This window comes from Caballeronia sp. LZ035 (assembly GCF_031451175.1).
Lineage (GTDB): Bacteria > Pseudomonadota > Gammaproteobacteria > Burkholderiales > Burkholderiaceae > Caballeronia.
The window spans coordinates 196,837-216,317 of the sequence record NZ_JARUXS010000001.1; the positions used below are offsets into that span (position 1 = coordinate 196,837).

General features: G+C 63.6%; 17 protein-coding genes. 4 read left to right on the forward strand and 13 right to left on the reverse strand.

Translation table 11 applies throughout. The features are described from left to right. Positions 1 to 26: 26 nt before the first annotated feature. The 4 genes from QCE88_RS00940 to QCE88_RS00955 form a co-directional block, all read right to left on the reverse strand. The gene (locus QCE88_RS00940; protein ID WP_309898387.1) at positions 27 to 1,247 is read right to left on the reverse strand and encodes an ABC transporter substrate-binding protein; all 1,221 of its coding nucleotides are present in this window, start codon (positions 1,245 to 1,247) and stop codon (positions 27 to 29) included. A gap of 81 nt (positions 1,248 to 1,328) precedes the next feature. Further along, positions 1,329 to 2,090, reverse strand: coding sequence for an ABC transporter ATP-binding protein (locus QCE88_RS00945; RefSeq protein ID WP_309898389.1), 762 nt, complete (start codon positions 2,088 to 2,090; stop codon positions 1,329 to 1,331). Continuing rightward, positions 2,087 to 2,866, reverse strand: a complete 780-nt coding sequence (locus QCE88_RS00950; protein WP_309810943.1) for an ABC transporter ATP-binding protein — start codon at positions 2,864 to 2,866, stop codon at positions 2,087 to 2,089. The genes QCE88_RS00945 and QCE88_RS00950 overlap by 4 nt, the downstream gene beginning before the upstream one ends. A 377-nt stretch (positions 2,867 to 3,243) precedes the next feature. Continuing rightward, positions 3,244 to 4,920 carry a GMC family oxidoreductase N-terminal domain-containing protein gene (locus tag QCE88_RS00955; RefSeq protein ID WP_309898391.1) on the reverse strand — a complete coding sequence of 559 codons (1,677 nt, stop codon included), beginning with the start codon at positions 4,918 to 4,920 and terminating at the stop codon, positions 3,244 to 3,246. 137 nt (positions 4,921 to 5,057) lie between these two features. Between QCE88_RS00955 and QCE88_RS00960 the strand changes: the two genes are divergently transcribed. Further along, the gene (locus QCE88_RS00960) at positions 5,058 to 5,960 is read left to right on the forward strand and encodes a LysR family transcriptional regulator (protein WP_309898393.1); all 903 of its coding nucleotides are present in this window, start codon (positions 5,058 to 5,060) and stop codon (positions 5,958 to 5,960) included. A gap of 113 nt (positions 5,961 to 6,073) precedes the next feature. After that, positions 6,074 to 6,622: a class IV adenylate cyclase gene (locus tag QCE88_RS00965; RefSeq protein WP_309898395.1), complete on the forward strand. Its 549-nt coding sequence runs from the start codon at positions 6,074 to 6,076 to the stop codon at positions 6,620 to 6,622. Here QCE88_RS00965 and QCE88_RS00970 read toward each other — a convergent pair. Together QCE88_RS00970 and QCE88_RS00975 are read right to left on the reverse strand one after the other, a co-directional pair. Then, entirely contained in the window at positions 6,598 to 7,083 is a 486-nt protein-coding gene (locus QCE88_RS00970) for an Lrp/AsnC family transcriptional regulator (protein WP_309829674.1), read from the reverse strand. The two genes, QCE88_RS00965 and QCE88_RS00970, sit on opposite strands and share 25 nt — an antisense overlap. 248 nt (positions 7,084 to 7,331) lie before the next feature. Then, complete coding sequence (locus QCE88_RS00975) at positions 7,332 to 7,562, reverse strand: DUF3717 domain-containing protein (protein WP_309898397.1); 231 nt, start codon at positions 7,560 to 7,562, stop codon at positions 7,332 to 7,334. A 177-nt stretch (positions 7,563 to 7,739) separates the two neighbouring features. Here QCE88_RS00975 and QCE88_RS00980 point away from each other — a divergent pair, with 177 nt between their 5' ends. Both QCE88_RS00980 and QCE88_RS00985 read left to right on the forward strand, forming a co-directional pair. Further along, positions 7,740 to 8,426, forward strand: a complete 687-nt coding sequence (locus QCE88_RS00980; protein ID WP_309810954.1) for a response regulator transcription factor — start codon at positions 7,740 to 7,742, stop codon at positions 8,424 to 8,426. A 92-nt stretch (positions 8,427 to 8,518) separates the two neighbouring features. Further along, on the forward strand, positions 8,519 to 9,973 hold the full coding sequence (locus tag QCE88_RS00985) for a sensor histidine kinase N-terminal domain-containing protein (RefSeq protein ID WP_309903302.1): 1,455 nt from the start codon (positions 8,519 to 8,521) through the stop codon (positions 9,971 to 9,973). 83 nt (positions 9,974 to 10,056) lie between these two features. On the opposite strand, the gene QCE88_RS00990 is transcribed toward QCE88_RS00985, so the two are convergent. The 7 genes from QCE88_RS00990 to mnmC form a co-directional block, all read right to left on the reverse strand. Further along, positions 10,057 to 10,521, reverse strand: a complete 465-nt coding sequence (locus QCE88_RS00990) for an SET domain-containing protein-lysine N-methyltransferase (protein WP_309898399.1) — start codon at positions 10,519 to 10,521, stop codon at positions 10,057 to 10,059. A 182-nt stretch (positions 10,522 to 10,703) separates the two neighbouring features. Further along, positions 10,704 to 11,816 carry an NADH:flavin oxidoreductase/NADH oxidase gene (locus QCE88_RS00995; RefSeq protein WP_309898401.1) on the reverse strand — a complete coding sequence of 371 codons (1,113 nt, stop codon included), beginning with the start codon at positions 11,814 to 11,816 and terminating at the stop codon, positions 10,704 to 10,706. 91 nt (positions 11,817 to 11,907) lie between these two features. After that, positions 11,908 to 12,639 (reverse strand): glutamine amidotransferase, encoded by a 732-nt coding sequence (locus QCE88_RS01000; protein WP_309898403.1) that lies wholly within the window; start codon positions 12,637 to 12,639, stop codon positions 11,908 to 11,910. 150 nt (positions 12,640 to 12,789) lie between these two features. Further along, positions 12,790 to 13,434, reverse strand: coding sequence for a MarR family winged helix-turn-helix transcriptional regulator (locus tag QCE88_RS01005; RefSeq protein ID WP_309903304.1), 645 nt, complete (start codon positions 13,432 to 13,434; stop codon positions 12,790 to 12,792). A gap of 796 nt (positions 13,435 to 14,230) precedes the next feature. Beyond that, the gene (locus QCE88_RS01010) at positions 14,231 to 15,343 is read right to left on the reverse strand and encodes a YbdK family carboxylate-amine ligase (RefSeq protein WP_309810973.1); all 1,113 of its coding nucleotides are present in this window, start codon (positions 15,341 to 15,343) and stop codon (positions 14,231 to 14,233) included. Positions 15,344 to 15,385: 42 nt separating this feature from the next. Then, positions 15,386 to 16,588, reverse strand: a complete 1,203-nt coding sequence (locus QCE88_RS01015) for a cation:proton antiporter (RefSeq protein ID WP_309898405.1) — start codon at positions 16,586 to 16,588, stop codon at positions 15,386 to 15,388. 786 nt (positions 16,589 to 17,374) lie between these two features. After that, a complete protein-coding gene (gene mnmC / locus QCE88_RS01020) occupies positions 17,375 to 19,216 on the reverse strand; it encodes a bifunctional tRNA (5-methylaminomethyl-2-thiouridine)(34)-methyltransferase MnmD/FAD-dependent 5-carboxymethylaminomethyl-2-thiouridine(34) oxidoreductase MnmC (RefSeq protein WP_309898407.1) in 1,842 nt (613 codons plus the stop codon). Positions 19,217 to 19,481: the final 265 nt, after the last annotated feature.

Sequence of the window (19,481 nt, forward strand, 5' to 3'; positions counted from 1 at the left end):
GAACGCGCTGAATCACTGCCGAATGCTTACTTCCAGAGCTTGCAGCGCGACTCCGCCTTCGTGCCGAATGCCTGGTCGCCCGGAATCGTGGCGGTGATCTTGTAGTAATCCCACGGTTCCTTCGATTCCGACGGCTTCTTCACTTCCATCAGGTACATGTCGTGGATCATCGCGCCGTCTTCGCGAACGTAACCCTTCGCGTAGAAGTCGTCGATCTTCATCTTCTTGAGCTGTTCCATGACCTTGTCGCTGTCGGTCGTGCCCGCCGCCTGCACGGCCTTCAGATAGCTCGTGGTCGCCGAATAGTCCGCCGCCTGCAGGCTGCCCGGCATCTTCTTCATCTTGTCGAAATAGCGCTTGGCCCAGGCGCGTGTCTTGTCGTCCTTGTTCCAGTACCAGCTGTCCGTCGCCACCAGACCCTGCGTGGTTTCGAGGCCCAGCGAATGGATGTCGGAGAGGAAGATCAGCAGCGCGGCGATCTTCATCGACTTCGTGACGCCGAATTCCTTCGCCGCCTTGATCGCATTGACCGTGTCGCCGCCCGCGTTCGCGAGGCCGAGCACCTGCGCCTTAGAACCCTGCGCCTGCAACAGGAACGACGAGAAGTCCGACGCCGACAGCGGATGACGCACTTCGCCCAGCACCTGGCCGCCGTTCGCCTTCACCACGTCCGCGGTGTTCTTCTCGAGTGCCTTGCCGAACGCGTAGTCGGCCGTCAGGAAGTACCACGTCTTGCCGCCCTGCTTGGTCACCGCGGAACCGGTGCCTTTGGCGAGCGCCATCGTGTCGTAGGCGTAGTGAACCGTGTAGGGCGAGCATTGCTCGTTGGTCAGGTTGTCCGCGCCCGCGCCGATGTTGATGTACGGAATCTTCTTCTCGGCCGTGACCTGTGCGCTGGAGAGCGCCGTCGCCGAATTCGTGCCGCCGATGATCGCGTTCACGCCGTCGCGGTCGATCCATTCACGCACGCGCGATGCCGCGATATCCGCCTTGTTCTGATGGTCCGCATACACCAGTTCGATCGGCTTGCCGTTCACCTTGCCGCCGAAGTCCGCAATCGCCATGCGGATCGCTTCGAGGCCGCCCTGTCCGTCGATGTCCGCATAGAGGCCCGACATGTCGGTGACGAAGCCGATCTTCACGGTGTTGCTGTCGGCGGCGTAGGCACTGCTGCTCATCACCGCCACACTCGCCGCCGCAGCCGCAAAGCACAACGTAGAGAGGCGCGCGAGGGTCTTCTTTTTCATTCCAGTCTCCATGAGTTTTTGATTTGATGCGGTGTTACTGGTGTTGCCCTTTCCATTTCGGCGCGGCACGCCGGCGCTCGATCACACGCCGAGCAGTTCGTGCAGCACCGGCATCTTCGCTTCGAGTTCCCCCGCGCCGAAATGCTCGACGATATTGCCGTGCTCCATCACGTAGAAGCGGTCCGCGAGCGGCGCCGCGAAACGAAAATTCTGTTCGACCATGACGATGGTGTAGCCGCGCGACTTGAGCATCAGGATCATGCGCGCGAGTGTCTGCACGATGACCGGCGCGAGGCCTTCCGAGATTTCATCGAGCAGCAGCAGGTTCGCGCCGGTGCGCAGGATGCGCGCGACGGCCAGCATCTGCTGTTCGCCGCCCGAAAGACGCGTGCCCTGGCTAGCGCGGCGTTCCTTCAGGTTGGGGAACATCGAATAGAGTTCGTCGAGCGACATCGCGTCCTTCGGGTCGCCGATCAGCGGCGGCAACAGCAGGTTCTCTTCGCAGGACAAACTCGAAAATATGCCGCGCTCCTCCGGACAATAGCCGACCCCGTAATGCGCGATCTTGTGGGTAGGCAGGCCGATGGTTTCGTGTCCGCTCACGCGGATCGAACCCGTGCGCCGCCCCGTCAAACCCATGATGGCCCGGAACGTGGTGGTGCGGCCTGCGCCATTGCGGCCGAGCAGCGTGACCACTTCGCCGCGGTTCACCTTGAGGTCCACGCCGTGCAGGATGTGCGACTCGCCGTACCACGCCTGCAGGCCCGAGATTTCCAGCGCCGGCACGTTGCTGGCCCCGCCGTTCGCGTTCAGCGAGCGGCGTTCCTCCACGATCGTACTCATGCATGCGCTCCGGTGAGCGCCGCATCGGCGCTGCCCATGTAGGCTTCCATCACGAGCGGATTCTTCGATACTTCCGCGTAGCTGCCTTCGGCGAGCACTTCACCCTGCTTCAGCACGGTGATGGTGTCGGAGATGCCCGCGATCACGTTCATGTTGTGCTCGACCATCAGGATGGTGCGGCCCGCCGACACCTTCTTGATCAGCGCGGTCACGCGGTCGACGTCTTCGTGGCCCATGCCCTGGGTCGGTTCGTCGAGCAGCATGAGTTCCGGCTCCATCGACAGCGTGGTGGCGATCTCCAGTGCGCGCTTGCGGCCATAGGACAGCTCGACGGTCTTCGTGTCGGCGAAATCGGTGAGGCCGACTTGGGTGAGCAAGTCCATGGCGCGGTCATTGAGCTGGTCGAGCGAGCGTTCGCTGCGCCAGAAATGAAACGACGTGCCCAGCTGCCGCTGCAAGCCGATGCGCACGTTCTGCAGCACCGAGAGATGCGGAAACACCGCCGAGATCTGGAACGAACGAATGACGCCGCGCCGTGCGATATGCGCGGGACGCTCACGCGTGATGTCGACGCCGTTGAAAACGATCTGACCCGCAGTGGGATCGAGAAACTTCGTGAGGAGGTTAAAGCAGGTGGTCTTGCCCGCGCCGTTCGGTCCGATCAGCGCGTGGATCGAACCCCGGCGCACGCGCAGGTTCACGTCATTCACGGCCGTGAAGCCTTTGAACTCCTTGGTGAGCCCTCGCGTTTCCAGAATGGTGTCGCCGAGAATCATGTCCCCTTCCATGCGAAGTGAAGCGCTAGACAGCGGGTGGGTCTGCGCCTTGTTTTTCTGATCCGCGCGCACCGGACGGTGTCTCCATTCCGGTACTGCTTCGCTTCGTACAGCGCTGTTGCGTCCGCACAAAGTGCGCACGAGTGTTCTCGAGCATCACTTGATCCGGGGCCATTGTCGCGCCAATGATGCAGCGCAATCATTGGGATTTGCACTAACTAACGAATGGCTTGGAAACCGCGCTGCGTGCACGCTTCGAGGGCATGCGAAGGGTTCTTTATTTCGACGTGCGCGAGCGCGCCGGATGCATCGCGTGCGATGTCATCCGTGCGCCATGCCGCTGTCATCTCAACATGTGAAGTGCGTTGTTCGCATCATCATGCGAGGGCGGTGGCGATCGCTTCCTCGGTGGCGAGACCGCGACGGTCCTCGCGAATCATCTCGCTCGCACGCTCGGCGATCATCAGCGTCGGCGAGTTCGTATTGCCCGAGGTGATGGTGGGCATGACGGAGGCATCGACCACCCGCAGGCCGCGCACGCCGATCACGCGCAGGCGGCTGTCCACGACCGCGGCGGGATCGTTGTCGGTGCCCATGCGGCACGTGCCGACCGGATGGAAGATCGTGGTTCCGACCTGCCCCGCCGCTTCGATCAGTTCTTCCTGTGTCTGGAACTGGATGCCCGGCAGAATCTCCTGCGGCGCATAGGGCGCGAGCGCGGGCGCGGCGGCGATGCGCCGCGTGAGCCGCAAGGCGTTGGCGGCGACTTCGCGGTCACGATCCGTCGACAGATAATTCGGCGCGATCAACGGCGCCGCATGCGCATCCGGCGACTCGATATGCACGCTGCCGCGCGAGGTCGGCCGCAGATTGCACACTGAGGCCGTGAACGCGTTGAACGCATGCAGCGGCTCGCCGAAACGTTCGAGCGACAGCGGCTGAACGTGATATTCGAGGTCGGGACGCCTGATGGACGCATCGTCGGGATTGGACTTGGCAAACGCGCCGAGCTGCGAGGGCGCCATCGACATGGGGCCGCTACGCATGAACGCATACTGCATGCCGATGAACAGCTTGCCCCACCAGTGAGCCGACAAGGTGTTGAGCGTACGCACGCCGGTGACCTTGTAGGCCATGCGCAATTGCAGATGATCCTGCAGGTTTTCACCGACGCCGCGCAGGTCCTTCACCACGTCGATGCCGAGCCGTTGCAGACGCGCGCCATTGCCGATGCCCGACAGTTCGAGAATCTGCGGCGAGTTCACGGCGCCTGCGCTCAGCACGACCTCGCAGCGCGCACGCGCAAGGTAATCGACATCGCCGCCACGATACTCGACGCCGACGCAGCGCGCGCCTTCGAACACGAGCCGTTGCGTATGCGCGCCGGTGATCGTCGTGAGATTGGGACGCTTCATGGCTTCGCGCAGGAAGGCCTTGGCCGCGTTCCAGCGGATGCCGCCGCGCTGGTTCACATCGAAGTAGCCGACGCCCGTGTTGTCTCCGCGATTGAAATCCTCCGTGCCGGGAATGCCGGTTTGCTGCGCGGCTTGCGAGAAGGTTTCGAGAATCTTCCACTTGAGACGCTGTTTCTCGACGCGCCATTCACCGCCCGATCCATGCCATTGATTCGCGCCGCCATGATGATCCTCGCTGCGCATGAAGACCGGCAGGACCGAGTCCCATGACCAGTTCGGATCGCCGCTGATGTGCGCCCAATCGTCATAGTCCTCGCGCTGGCCGCGCATGTAGATCATGCCGTTGATCGACGAGCAGCCGCCGAGCACGCGACCGCGCGGATACGACAGCGCACGTCCGTTGAGTCCGGCTTCGGCCTGGGTTTTGTAGAGCCAGTCCGTGCGCGGATTGCCGATGCAATACAGATAACCGACCGGGATGTGGATCCAGTGGTAATCGTCCTTGCCGCCGGCTTCGAGCAGCAGCACCTTGACGTCCGGATCTTCCGTGAGGCGATTCGCCAGCACGCATCCGGCCGTGCCCGCGCCTACGATGATGTAGTCGAATTCGCCTTCGAGCCTGCGTGCGTCCTGTTTCATTGCTGTCTCCGTTATCGTCTTTCGTTGTTTCGTTGTTTCGTTGCGCAATGCGGCTGACTATGAGCGTACTGCCGGTCGCGGGTTCGAATCCAATCAGATATGTTCAACTGCGATATAAGAAGCGTTAATATCAGCGGATGGACTACACCCTGCTGCGCGCCTTTCTCACCGTCGCTCGCGAAGGCAACCTGACGCGCGCTGCGGCGCACCTGCATGTCACGCAGCCAGCCGTCAGCCTGCAAATCAAGAACTTGCAGGAGATGCTCGGCGTCGTGCTGTTCTCGCGCACGTCGCATGGCCTGCTGCTGACGCGCGACGGCGAAGCGCTGCTGCCGCATGCCGAGCGCGCGCTCGCCGCCGCCGCCGACGTACGCCGCGCCGCCGCCGCGTTGCGTCACGAAGTCAGCGGCACCCTGCGTATCGGTTCGATCCTGGATCCCGAGTTCCTGCGCCTGGGCGGCTTCCTGCGTCAGCTGGTCGAGACGCATCCGCGCATCGAGACCTCGCTGCGGCATGGCATGTCGGGCTGGGTGCTGGAACGCGTGCGCGCGCGCGATTTCGACGTCGGCTATTACATCGGCGATCCGGCCAGCGACGGCACACGCGACAGCGACCGCTTCCACGTCGTGCGGCTCACGCCTTTCGTGTATCGCGTGCTGGCGCCGGCGGGCTGGCACAACCGCGTGAACAAGGGCAAGCGCAGCTGGGCCGCGCTCGCGAAGCTGCCGTGGATCTGGACGCCGGCCGAATCCGCGCACAACCGCCTGCTGTCGCGCCTGTTCCGCGAAGCGGGCGCGATGCCGACGGTAGTCGCCGAAGTGGACCAGGAGCCATCGATGCTCGATCTCGTCAAATCGGGCATCGGGCTGTCGCTGGTGCGCGACTCGATCGCGCTCGGCGAGGCGCATGCGCACGCATTGACCATCGTCGAAGGCGTCTCCGTGCCGACACAGTTGTCGTTCATCGTGCTCGCCGAGCGTTGCGAAGAACCGGCCATCGCGGCGGCGCTGCGGCTGATCGACGCGCAGTGGGCCGTGTGACGACCAGGCCGGAGTGCATGCGCGAAACTTGCCCAAGGTTTCAAGCGGTCTTCATCGAATCTTTGCTAGGCTGAGCCTTCGCTTATCCATCCATTTGTGTTCGAGGAGTCTTCATGGCACGCAACATCGAAATCAAGGCGCGCGCGCATCAGTTCGAGCAATTGCGCGAGCGCGCGGCCGCGCTCGCCACCGACGCGCCGCTTGTGTTTCGCCAGCAGGACTTCTTCTACGACGTACCCACCGGACGTCTCAAGCTGCGCCAGTTCGACGACGGCACGCCATCGGAACTCATCTTCTATCAGCGCGACGACCGTGACGGTCCGAAGGTGTCGTACTACTCACGCAGCCCGGTGACGAATCCCGAAGCCATGCACGCCCTGCTGGCCCAGGCGCTGACGACGCGCGGCATCGTTTCGAAGGAGCGCCACGTGTATCTCGTCGGGCGCACGCGGATTCACCTGGACCGCGTGGATGGCCTTGGCGATTTCATCGAGCTGGAAGTGCTGCTGGGCCAGGACGACGACGAAGCCGGCGGCGAGGAGGAAGCGCACGCGATGTTCGCGCAGCTCGGCGTAGGCGAAGCGGATCTGGTGCCGCTCGCTTATGTGGATCTGCTGAATCCAGCTCAGGATCCAGTTCAGGAAGCGTCGGCGGCCAGATGAGCCAGCGGTAACGGACCATTGCGCTTGAACGTCGTCAACACGATGTTCGAGCGCACGCTGTCCACGCCCGGTACCCGCATCAGCTTCTTCATCACGAAACCTGACAGCGCGTTCAGGTCCGGCGCGACGATGCGCAGCAGGTAATCAGCATCGCCGACCGTGGCATGGCATTCGAGCACTTCGGGCAGCAGGTCGATCTGCTGCTGGAATTCCTCGATCACCGAATCGCCATGATGCTTGAGCTTCAGGCTCGTGAAGGCCGTCACGCCGAGCCCGAGTTTCTCGGGCCGCAGCATCACCCGATAGCCCTCGATCACCCCCACCGCTTCCAGTCTCTGCAAACGCCGTCCGATCTGCGACGGCGACAGCGGCACCTGTTCGCCCAGTTGTTGATGCGTGGCCCGTCCAAAGCGTTGCAGGACGTCCAGCAGGGCGAGGTCGAAGTGGTCGAGATCGAGCATGAGGCGAATGTGCGCGTAAGCGAGAGCGAATGCGACTTTATCGCATTAACGCGGCACGGCTCTCTTAACCCTTGCGGCGGAGGGCCGTTTCATGCACACGAATCCGACCCTTACAGTGAAAACAAGGTAACGTGCATGTTACGAACCATGACAGCATCGAAAGGCGGAACAATGCGGCAAAACGCTCGATTTTTTGGCCGCTGGAAGCTTAAATGAAGAAATCCGAAAGCGAAGCGGCGTCCAAGCTTTCAGTCGCGCATGCCATTGTTGAAGCGCACGTAAGCTTCCCACGCGGCGCGGGCGTCTTCGTCCAGCTGTTCGGAAGGCAGACTTGACCGACGCTGTACAATCAGCAGCGCATAAGGCCTGGACAGAGCGCTTGCCTCCTTGCAGAGAGCGAGTTCATCGCCGCTCGACGGCGAGCGACCGCGCCAGTAGTTGATCGCGGCTTCGAGTTCGTTGATCGGGATGAGAGCCATGTCCGGGCAGAAAGACATTCGATGTACGGCCGCTCGCGGCTCAAAGTAAGGTCGCGCAACGCCGCATGAGATGTGAGTTTTAACCGGCTCGAGCCTGCCGCCGCGTCATGCATGCCAGAACATGCCATCGATCGCCCCCGCCGGCCTGAGCTCAACCCATTGTACTTGAGCGACTCCATGCGAATCCTTCTGATCGAAGACGACCGCCCCATCGCGCGCGGCATCCAAAGCAGCCTCGAACAATCCGGCTTCACGGTCGACATGGTCCACGACGGCATCTTCGCCGAACAAGCCCTCGCGCAAAACCGCCACGAACTCGTCATTCTCGACCTGGGCCTGCCCGGTATCGACGGCATGACGCTGCTCGCGCGTTTCCGCCAGAGCAACCGCCACACGCCGGTCATCATCCTCACCGCGCGCGACGAACTGCATGACCGCGTGCAAGGCCTCAACAGCGGCGCCGACGACTACATGCTGAAGCCCTTCGAGCCGCAGGAACTCGAGGCGCGCATCCGCGCCGTAATGCGCCGCAGCGGTCCGCACGGCGACGTGCCGCGTCCCGAAGTCTCGCTGGGCGGCCTGCGCCTGTCGGGCGTCGATCGCCGCATCTTCAACGACGAGCGTCCGCTCGAACTGTCGCCGCGCGAATTCGCCGTGCTCGAAATGCTGTTGCTGCGCCATGGCCGCGTCGTCAGCAAGGCGCAGTTGCAGGATCACCTGACGCACTTCGGCGGCGATCTCGGCGATACGGCCATCGAAGTCTACGTGCATCGCGTGCGCAAGAAGCTGGAGAACACCCGCGTCGAGATCGTGACGGTGCGCGGCTTCGGCTATCTGCTCCAGGAAATCCGTCAGGCAGCCTGACGGCCGCGTCGGCTGCCGCGAAGCAGACTGCCTTGCGATTTCCCACCCGGCGCGCGGGCGACCAGCGTTTCGCCCGCGAAGACTGGCTCGATCTGGCGCGATCGAAAGCCCCCGAGACCCCGACGCCGCCGAGCCTGCGGCGCACGTTGCTGCGCCGCCTCGCCGCGCCGCTGTCCCTGCTCGCGCTGATGAGCGGTCTGATGGCGTACTGGCTCGCCTGGCAATACACGCAGCACGTGGTGGACCGCTCCCTCGCGGATCTGGCCACCGCCATCTCCAAGCAGATCCAGCTCGCGGGCGTCGATGCGCCCGTCACCGTGCCGCCGCTCGCGCAGGCCATGTTCTCCGATCCGGTCGAGCAGCTCATCTACCGCATCAGTACCGGCGACGAGGAAATCGCCGGCGAGCGCGACTTGCCGCTCACGGGCAGCAACGTCCGGCGCATTCATTATGCGTATGTCTTCGAAACGCACTTCCAGGGCGTGAGCGTGCGCGCGGCGCAAGTGCGCGTGCCGCAGCCGACCGGCAATCCGATCGTCGTGGAAGTGGCGCAGCGCGTGGGATCGCGCTATCGCATTGCGGTGGAATTCCTGATCGCGATCATGATGCCGCTCGCGCTGCTGCTGCTCGCCGGCTGGGTGATCGTGTGGCGTGTTGTGAACCAGCAATTGAACCCGCTGACCGACCTCGCCGACGCGCTCAACCAGCAGACTCACATCTCGCTCGAGCCCGTCGACGAAACCTACGTGCCGGGCGAGATCCGTCCGCTCACCAGCGCGATGAACGCGTTGCTCGTGCGCCTGCAAACGGCACTCGATGCGCAACGCAAGTTCATCGCCGATGCCGCGCATCAGTTGCGCACGCCGCTGACGGCGGTGAAGCTGCACGCGGAACAGGCGCTCAGTTCGCGCGATCCCGCCAAGGCGGTGGAAGCGGTCAAGGAACTGCGCGCATCGGCTGACCGGGCGGTGCGGCTGTCGAATCAATTGCTTTCGCTGGCGCGGGCGGAACCGGGCGAGCAGGCCGCGCGCTTCACCGATTTCGATTTCGCCGCGCTCGCCTTCGAAACCGGCGCGGAATGGGTACCGCGTGCGCTGGCATCGAACGTCGATCTCGGCTTCCAGCGCCTCGACGATCCCGAGAACGAGCATGCGCTGATCGTGCGCGGCAACATCGTGCTGTCGCGCGAGGTGATTGCGAATCTGATCGACAACGCCCTCAAGTACATTCCGCCGTTTCGCGCAGAGGGCGCGCGCATCACGCTGACGGTGACCGAATGGCACGACGACAACCAGCGCGCCTTCGCTGAAGTCGTGGTGGAAGACAATGGGCCCGGCGTGCCGTCCGACCAGCAAGCCGACCTCTTCAAACGCTTCTTCCGTGGCGATGGCCAGAACGTCGAGGGCGGCGCCGGTCTTGGCCTGGCGATCGTGCATGACATCGTCGCGCTGCACGGCGGCTCGGTGCACTACGAAGATGCGCCGGAAGGCGGCGCGCGCTTCATCATCCGCATTCCGCTCAAGCAAGAGCCCGTAGCGCAGGCGTAAAAAGAGCCACGGTGCAGTTCGAACACCGTGGCTCTTTCTCGAACATAAGCATTGGCGCCCGACTCGCGCCATGCCGAAGCCGGCTACTTTTTCTTCTTTTCCTTCTTCACGGCAAGCATGGTGCCGCGGCATTTCTTCGCGCCGCAACGGCACTCGTATTCCTTCTTGAGCTTCTTCGTGATGCGGCCGTCGATCACGAGGCCGTAGTCGTAATTCAACTCTTCTTCCGCCTCGATATCACGCAGCGCGTGAATGAAGACGCGCCCTTCGATTTCCTCGGCTTCGCAGTTCGGCGCGCACGAATGGTTGATGTACTTCGCGCTGTTGCCTTCGATCTTGCCGTCGATCACGCGACCGTCGTCGAGAGCGAAATAGAAGGTGTGATTGGGCTCGTCGGGATTGTGCGGATGGCGTCGCAGTGCTTCCTTCCACGAGATGTGCTCGCCCTTATATTCCATCACCTTCTCGCCCGCGGCGATCGGCTTCACAGCAAACACGCCCTTGCCGTGCACGCCGGAGCGGCGAACGGTGACCCTGCGTGAACTCATCGACTGAATCCTTGAATGACGCTTCGCTCCCGCGCGCTCGGGATGAACATCGGGGATAAAAAAAACGCGGTGGCCTTCGAGGCGCCGCGTTAGCTTGGTTGAACGCTCACGTGTCCAACACACCGGTATCCTACACTCCCGGCGCGCGAATGCTCAACCGTCTCGATGAGGCTCGATACTTTTCAACGTTGTCCGATCGTGATCTCGCCGAACAGGTTCTTCTGGTCGCGCGGCTGCGAGCGCCAGTATTGCGGCGGCGCCGTGACGGCCGCGCCAAGTTCGGCCGCGGCATGCCACGGCCAGCGCGGATCGTAGAGCATGCCGCGCGCAATCGCGACGAAGTCCGCTTGACCGGCGGCCACGATCTTCTCCGCGTCCTTCGCCTCGGTGATGAGGCCGACCGCGATGGTATTCACGCCCGTCGCTTCCTTCACGGCCTGCGCGAACGGCACCTGATAACCGGTGGCAAGCGGGATCTTCTGCAATGGCGATACCCCGCCCGACGAGACATCGATCCAGTCGACGCCGCGCTTCTGCAACTCCGCTGCAAATGCAATCGTGTCCTCGATGCCCCATCCGCCGTCGACCCAATCGGTCGCGGACACGCGCACGCCGATCGGCTTGTCGGCGGGAAACGCGGCGCGCACCGCGTCGAAGATTTCAAGCGGATAACGCATGCGGTTTTCGCGCGAGCCGCCGTATTCGTCGGTGCGCTGATTGGCGAGCGGCGAGAGGAACTGATGCAGCAGATAACCGTGCGCGCAATGCACCTCGATCCCGTCGATGCCGAGCCGCGCCGCGCGTCGCGCCGACGCCGCGAAGGCTTCCTTCACGCGCATGAGACCGGCGGTGTCGAGCGCGAGCGGCGGCGTTTCCTCGGGCTTGTGCGGAAGCGCCGACGGCGCATGGGTCATCCAGCCGCCCTCCGCAACCGGGATCAGCTGGCCGCCGTCCCAGGGCGCGTGACTCGACGCCTTGCGGCCCGCATGCGCCAGCTGCATCGTCACGGCGATGGTCGAATACTGGCGGATCGCGGCGAGCACCGGACGCAACGCGGCTTCGGTCACGTCGTCCCACAGGCCGAGATCGCCGGGCGTGATACGGCCGTCGGGCTCGACCGCCGTGGCTTCGATAAACAGCATCGCCGCGCCGGACAGCGCGAGCTGACCCAGGTGGATCATGTGCCACGCCGTGGCTTCGCCGCGCTCGGCCGAGTACTGGCACATCGGCGAAACCATGATGCGATTGGGAAGCTGCAGGCTGCGTAACGTCGCGGGTGTGAACAACGCGCTCATGTCGTGGGCTCGGAGGGAGAAGGTGCGGTCGAGAATAGCATCGCGTTTTCAACGCTGCACGACGCCCCACGGATCCTTGCGTCACGCTCAATCAAGCGTGTGGCGTGTCCTTGCGGGCGAAACGGTCGAGCCATTCGCCGAACATCGCGCGCGCGGCACGTTCGAGAGCGGGTCCGTGTTGCGCGGTGTCCTCGCGCAGCACAGTGACGGTCGTGCCGCTGCGCGCGACATCGCCCGGATAGGCAACCAGCCAGCTTTCGAAGCGGTCGGCCAGGACTTCGGGATGGCACTGCAACGCAAGCACATGTTCGCCCCACGCGAAGGCCTGATGCGCGCACTGCGGAGTCGATGCGAGCAGCGTGGCGCCGTCGGGAAGATCGAAGGTGTCGCCGTGCCAGTGAAACACGGGAACGGGCGCGCCCTCGGCTTCGAGATGGCGCAGCGCGGAGGCACGCCCCGCGTCGGTCAGCGTGAGCGGCGACCAGCCCAGTTCGGTGGAACCGGAGGGATAGACGCGTGCACCGAGCGCCCGGGCAATCAGTTGCGAACCGAGACAGATGCCGATGGTCGGCAAACCCGCCGCAATGCGCTTGTCGAGCATCGCGAGCAAAGGAGCGAGATGGGGATACGCGGCGTCCTCATAGGCGCCGATCGGCCCGCCGAGCACGACGAGCAGGGAAGGATCGAGCGGATTGGGCGCATCGATGCGACCGCGTCCGACATCCAGATAACGCACGAGATGACCGCGATCGCCCAGTACGAGTTCGAGGCTGCCCAGATCTTCGAAATAGACGTGGCGAATCGCCAGGACTTCATCTTTCATCGGCGGCTTCCGTATCGGGCTGTGCGTGGCTCGGGGCAAGGGTTGACGAGCCGCGCCTCGCGGGGAGGCGCGACGCGCACAGTCTAACCGACTCGCCGCGGCCGCACAGCGTTACTGCCGCCGGATGAATCACCCCGCCCGGGGCCCGTATCAGGCCAGCTGGGCGAAGACCTTCCAGCTCTTCTTCTGCGTCGCGAGATCAGCTTCTTCGTAGACCGAGCAGTCAAGACGCAGATCGGTGTCCGCCATGTCGATCTGCAACAGCGCGCAATGATGCGGCGCCTTCTTCGGATTCTTGCTGGCCTGGAAGTGCGAGCAGGACAGGCACATACGGTGCGCCGGCATCTGCTGCAGCGACTCGAGCTGACGGATGGTCTTCAGCAACGTGCGATAGAACGCCACCTGCTCGTCCTCGCGCAGCGTGCCAACTGCCTTCGCCAGGAAGTCCGGCCATTGCACCGCCTTCTTCGCGGCCGTGCGGCCACGTGCGGTCAGGCGAACTGCCAGCGCCCGGCCGTCATCGAGCGCGCGGCGCTTCTCGACCAGCCCCTTGCCTTCGAGCGTGCTCACCGCATCGCTCGTCGTGGCGGCCGTCAATGCCGTTTCGCGTGCGATCTCGCCGAGGCGCATCGGCCCCCTGCGCTGCATCAGCAAAACGAGAATTTCACCCTGGGTCGGCGTCAGCCCCGCGCCTTCCGCCCATTCCCAAGCCTGGCTGCGCATCGCCGTGCTCAGCCGTAGCAGACCGTGGGTCACCCGCCCCGTTGCCTGCTCTCCGTATACGCCTTCATTCATAGTCTTTCGCTTGTTGTTCCGCTTATGTGTTTTGACGGCATGTTCGCGCAAGCAGCACGAACACCGTTCCCGAAACGCTTCCGCAGAAACCGACTTGAAACCCCTTGCGGAACACGCTCGTTCCCGGTCCCCGCCGTCTCAAAATTCAGGCGTGCCAAGCCTCACGGCGACACCTGAATGGGGACATTGCTACCCTCTTGTTTATGCGCCCTCTTATGTACTGCTTCGCGGCGCTACGTATTCGCCGACTATAACGCCCCGCCGGCAAAGTCGCCATTCTAAGCGACATGGAACAAACGTACACCTTAATTGTCCGTGCGGGACTGTGGATAACTCGAGAAAATCGCCTTGCTTACTTTTGGTCAACCCGTTTTGGTCAACCCGTTTTGGTCAACCCGTTTTGATCAACTCGTTGGTCAACTCATGGACGACTCGTTTTGATTAACGCTATACGAGTCGTAAGTCGCCTTCACGTCACTGAAAGTTCCGCTCGAGCCCGCCCGGGCGCCTGAGCATGCCGTACCGAAGGCATGGCCTGGCTTCCTGGTCCACGCACGCACACGACGTGCAAGCATTGCGGCGGTAGTCGGTTTCTTTGAGGCAAACCTTGCAAACGGAAGTTTGAACCTGCTTCAAACGATGGCATGAGACAGTTATTCCCGATTCCTGCTCACGTCCTTGTTTCATAAAGCGCAAAAGAAAAAGGCTGCATGCAGTTTCAAGCAGCAGCCTTTCCGTTTTATTGAATGCCGATTACCAGCGCAGCGTCATGCCAAGCAGCATGGTACGCGTCGCGTCATTGCCGCCACTGCAAGCATTGCTGCCTGACGGCTTCGTGCAGCGATTTCTCCTTGTCGAACACGCTGCGCAGCCAGGTGGCGTCGTTCATGCCGCGCGCGATGTCGGCGACCTGTGCGAGTGCCGCTTGCGAACCGAGCGCTTCGGCGTGCGGTGCGAGCACGTCGAGCGTTGCCAGGATGTCCTCGCCGATGGTCCTGCGTTCACCCGTCTGCGGATGGATGCAGGTGCCCTCCAGTCCGAAGCGGCACGCCTCGAAGCGATTGAAGGTGTAGACGAGGTAGTCGTCCTCATGAGGCGTGAGCGGCTTGTCCAGCAGCAGATAGCGCGACAGCGTCTGGATATAGCACGCGATCGCGGCCGCCCGGTCCACTGACAGCGGCGTGTCCATCACGCGGACTTCAATCGTGCCGAAACCCGGCTTCGGCCGGATGTCCCAGTAGAAGTCCTTCATGCTGTTGACGACGCCGGTGTGCACCATCTTCGAGAAATACTCTTCGAAGCTGTCCCAGGTCAGCACGAACGGCGCGCGGCCCGACAGCGGGAACGCAAACACCGAGTTCAGGCGTGCCGAATGAAAGCCGGTATCGACGCCCTGGATATACGGCGACGAAGCCGACAGCGCGATGAAATGCGGAATGTAGCGCGACATCGAATGCAGCAGGAACAGCGCGCTGTTCGGATCGGGGCAGCCGATATGCACATGCTGGCCGAACACCGTGAACTGCTTCGCGAGGTAGCCGTACAGCTCGGAGATGTACTGGAAGCGCGGTGCGTCGTAGATTTGCCGGTCGCTCCACTGCTGGAACGCGTGCGTGCCGCCACCCGCCAGCCCCACGTTCAGCTGGTCCGCCGCCGCGACGAGCGTGTCGCGGATCGTGCGCAGATCGGTGACGGCCTGTTCGTGCGTCGTGCAGATGCCGGTCGACAGCTCGATCATGCTTTCGGTGATTTCGGGCGTGATGTTGCCCGGAATCTTCTCGTCCTTGATGAGACGCATGAGGTCCGACGCCGCGCGGGTCAGATCGTAGTCGTGCGTATTGACGACCTGGATCTCAAGCTCGACGCCGAACGTAAAGGGTTCGGAGTTGATGAAGGGTTCGAGTGCCATGGCGCCTCTGAAAAAATCGATACTTGAGCGGGGCGGACGCGCTTATTCGCGCCGCTCGCCAACCGCCGACAGGCTGCGGTACACCACGAACGGCGACACGATCTGCAGCACGACGATGGAGCACATGACGATCGCGCGCAGCGTGGGATCGTAGTGAGGATAGAGCACGTACATGTCGTCGACGAGCAGGTACGCGAGCGCGGACATCGGCGACAGCGCGACGCCCAGCGCCGCACCCTGCTTCCAGTTCAGCCCGCTCGGCTTGGCGAAGATCAGCACGCCGGCGAGCTTGCCGATGAAGCGTGCGACGATCAGCCCCAGCGCCGCCACGCCGCCCAAGGCGATGTCGCGCCAGTGGAACGATGTCAGCGTGAGCGCGAACAAGATGACGGTAAGCAGCCACCCGGCGGAACCGAAGTGCGACGGCCAGAGTTGCGGGCGTTCGTCGGCGTTCTTCACGATGATGCCGGCCGCGAGCAGCGCAAGGATGGTCGACAGCTTGAAGATGTGCGCGACCGCGATCGCCAGCAGCACGAGCCCGAACAGTGCGACGAACGAATGCTCGTCGTTGGTGGGCAGCCGCCGGACCAGCAGGTTGCAGGCGCGCGCGAGCAGGAACGCCAGCACCAGCGAGCCGATCAGCAGATACAGCGGCTGCAGGATGGTCGCGAGCGTATTGCCGTAGATCTCCTGATGCAGCACGCCGGCCGCGAGCTTCTCGACGATCACCGCATACATGCTGTTGAGCGCGGTCAGCGTGAGCAGCCGCTGCGTGACCTGACCTTCCGAACGCAGCTCCATCTTCAACTGGATGACCATCGCGGGCGAGGTGGCCATGGCGATGGCGGCGACGACGACCGAGGGCATCGTCGGAACGTTGAGCAGGGTCAGCGCGATCAGCACGAGGCCGAACGTCAGTGTGGATTCGGCGATGCTCGACAGAATCAGATACGGATTGCGGCGGATCCAGCGCAGGTCGAGGCGGCCGCCGAGTTCGAACAGCAGCAGGCCGAGCGCGACATCCAGCAGCGGCCGCGACAGGCCGGCCGCGCTCGAGTCGATCACGCCGAGACCGGCATTCCCTGCAATCAATCCGATCACCGCGTAGCCGGTGATGCGCGGCAGGCGCCAGGCGCGCCACAGCAGTTCACCGGCCAGGCCCGCGGTGACGAGCGCGAGACCGGCCCAGAGAATGGCGTCGGGTTCGAGCGGCCACGCGGGCAGAAATGAAAACGCCGAGTTCATCGTATTGGCTTCTCCTTCGTTGCTGCTATCTGTTGCTGCTGGCTGAATGTGCGCGTTCGTCACGTGACATCGCCTGAGGGCGCCACGCTCGCAGGCGGCGCGTCCGCTCCGTTGCGCGGACGTCAGTTCATTCAGGCGAAACGAAATACGAACGAACACGGTGTCACGGTCTGGCCGTGCACGAGTCAGACGACGTGTCCGGCGTGAGGCTGCATGTCGCGTGCCGATTCAGTGAAACACCGAGCCTACATGCGGCAATCGAACGATGGCCGGCCGGACACAGAAAACGACGACGCGGCTTCGTTGATCAGATTCTTGGCGCGCGGTCATCGTTCCGTTGAAAGCGCTCGCCGCATGCACGGCGCGACGCAGGAAGAAGCGCGATTGTGCCATACCTGGATGCCCCTGACCGAAAGTCCAAGCTCATGATTCCTTTGAGGTAAAAGCGACTGCCAGCGCCTGGAGCGGATTGGCAATGCTGACCGGCTGCATGGAACGGCAGAGTGAAATGGTCCGTCTGGTCGCTGCCCGATGGCTCCGCCTTCAGGTGTTTACAGGTTTACTGTATATACAAGTAGTAGTAGTTAACAAGCGCTGCCGCGCACTGTGGATAACCGGAATTTTGTCTTTCCAATCAGCGCATTGGGAGAAGCACAAGGGCACCGTAAACATGTTCGTCCACGGCGGTTAACCTGGAACAACTTTGGGTGCGTAAACCGTAGTCTTCAGGTTGTCCCGTTTACGTGCACAGCGAGTTCACATGTGTTTCACCGGCAATCCGCCGCGTTATCCACAGACCGGCGGGGACAACTCGTCGGGGCCGATCTCGCCATGGCGCAACGCCCGCAGCAGGAAGCGGGCGGGATCGACGGCCTCCGCGAGGTCGCGTTCGATGGGCCAGGGCTCGCCTTCGATCTGCGCCGCCACCAGTTCGGCGGCGAGCGCCGCCCAGATCAACCCGCGCGAGCCGAACGCGAACGCGCCATACAAACCTGGCATGCGCGGCAGGTCGAGCGGCCAGGCGCCGGACAAGCGCCGCGCGTCGCGGCGGGCGGCGGCTTCATCGGCGAGCTGGCCGATCATCGGCATGCGATCGCTGGTCACGCAACGGAACGCAACGCGCCCGCCGTGGACCGTGTTCGCGGTGAATGGCAAGCCAGGCAGCATGCCGGCGACGCGCTCCAGATTCTCGACATGGCCTTCGGCGCGCATCTGAGGATCGGGATCGTCGATGTCGTAGGTCGCGCCGATGAGCGTGCTGCCCGCACCGAGCGGCACCGCATAGCCTTCGCCGATCACCGGTACGCGCAGCGCATTCAAGTCGTGTGACGCGAGCATGCTGAGCTGGCCGCGCACGATGCGCGTCGGCTGCCCGTGAAGACCGGCCAGACGCGCGGCATCGCGCGCGTTGGCAAGGATCATCGCCGGCGCGCGGGCGATTTCATCGCCGCTGGCATCGAAGGCTCGCCACAGCCCGTCTTCACGAGCGATGCGTGCTACTTCGGTGTTCATGCGCGTCACGGTTCGCCCAGCAGACTCGGCCAGTTGCGCCGCGCAGAGGGACGCGGGCGAGATCGCGCCGCCGTGCGGGAAGAACCAGCCGCCGCGCGCGACATCGACGCCTGCCATGCGCGACGCTTCGCTGCGCGTCAACGCCTGCACATACTCCGATGGATACGCGAAGCGCGCGATGGCGGCCGCGAGGGCATCGGCGTCTTCGGGCGTATCGGCGATCTGGAGCAGGCCGGCGCTGCTTCGATGCAACGCGTGACCGGCGTGTTCAAGCGAGAGCCATCGCTGCAACGCGCAGAGAAAGCCGGCGCGGGTGAGGCGCGCGGCGACGCTGTCGTCGCGCCAGACGATCGGATGGAACACGCCAGCCGGATTGCCCGATGCATCGCGCGCCGGCTGTTCATGGCGGTCGATGAGCGTCACACGGAAGCCGCGCGCGGTCAGCCGCGATGTCATCGCGCAGCCGGCCAGTCCTGCGCCGACGACGATGGCTGCGCGCGCGCCGTCGCCATCGGGCCGCGGCGGTTCATGACGACGCACGCGCCAGCGCGGCGCGAAACGTCCTGTGACGCGATCGTTTGCGTCCGACGCATGGCACGTGAAACCGGCCGCTGCGAGCGCGCCTTCGAACGTTGCATGGGTGTCGGCGGGCGCGGTGATGCAGACGGTCGCATCGTCGCCGGCGAGACGCGCGAGCGACTTGCACAGCATGCGCGCATCGCTGTCATGCGCACCGTTCACATCGACGTGCAAGGCATCCGCACGCAACCATAGCTTCGACAGCATCTCCTGGCGCTCGCCCACCGCGAGCGTCAACACGACCCGGCCCGCCGCGAACTCGAGCCGATGCAGGCCCGGTACGCGCATCGGCCAGGCACGCAATAGTTCGGCTTCAAGGGACGAGCCCGTGTTGGCCGGAGGATGATCGAGTGCAGCGAGCGATGCAACGGCGACGACATGGAGACGCTCGCAACGCGCTTCGTCGTCAAGCCAGCGCTGCCATGCAGCCAAAAAGTCTTCGCCGGGCGTGAAGCTCAGATCGACGATCGTGAAGACGCGCCGGTTGCGCCACCGTGCGGGCAGGTCGTGCGACGCGAGAAGCGAGGGCTCAGTCATGGGATGAAAGAAAGGCCGATGGCGAACCGCAGGTTCACGGAGTTCAAGTGCGCGACAGGCTGTGCGGCGGGTGGGTCAGCCGTTCGGGCATTGGACTTGCGACACCCTTCGCCCTTCCCGAAGACTGGGACCAAGCGCCATTCGAATCCATGACCCCGGTGAACAGACTTGGGAGAGCGCTGCATGACCTGGGTCACAGCCGTCAAACCCAATGTGGGCAAGGCTGAGCGCGGGAGCAGGGGAAGCTGGCTAGAACGTTGGCAAA